Annotated in this window: 1 protein-coding gene; it reads right to left on the bottom strand. The window is 48.2% G+C overall.

Features of this window, described 5'->3' with window-relative positions; genetic code table 11:
* Positions 1-274, bottom strand: a 274-nt coding sequence (locus KP705_RS15950; RefSeq protein WP_215764943.1) for a hypothetical protein, incomplete at its 3' end; no start/stop codon positions are given.
* Between the last annotated feature and the right edge of the window lie 376 nt (positions 275-650).

The following is a 650-nucleotide window of genomic DNA, read 5'->3' as shown; positions in this document are numbered from 1 at the left end:
ATTCTAAACCACCAGCAGGAAGCCTGAAGCGTCGCCTGTCTTCCTGTTCCGAACGACACGCAAAACGCAGATTCTCATCAGCAGAATAATCCCGAGCTATAAGCCCAAGGTGCTTGCAGTCAGCAGATATCAGCCAGCAGATATCATCAACAGACCMCCCCAGATGGAACACATGCCCAAGCCATGAACGAGGATAATACCCCCCATCATATGACTGAGCTTTGATGACCCTTTGGGCCTCTAATTTCGTATATGAACGWCCTACGGATTCCATCCGAKACCACCAGTCTTGGCGGTCTTGTGTTGAACCATCGCCATCAGTTGTGTTATAATACTGATGTGGGTCGGGTTGTGACGTTCCTGCGTCATGAGCCTTCTCCTAACCTATCGGGCTTCTTCGATGTAATCCGCCAAGATATCCATCGATTTAACCTCGACTCACATTCTACCATAAAAATCAGATTATCAAGAACCATCCCACACAGATGGCCTACGGCCACACTACGTGGCTCCCGCTCTGCTCTCGATCTGTGATGCCGGACACAGCAAATCTGAGCTAATTATCTGCTCATGAAGCGAAGCTGTTTGAGCTATCTTTTTAATACTTATTTAGCCTTTAGCTTGGAGGTCGAAACCCCAATGCTAGACCC

It is taken from the genome of Gluconobacter sp. P1D12_c, from assembly GCF_018812105.1.
Taxonomy (GTDB): domain Bacteria; phylum Pseudomonadota; class Alphaproteobacteria; order Acetobacterales; family Acetobacteraceae; genus Gluconobacter; species Gluconobacter oxydans_A.
Note: the sequence above shows the minus strand (reverse complement) of the source record. Positions and strands in the feature narration are given on the sequence as shown.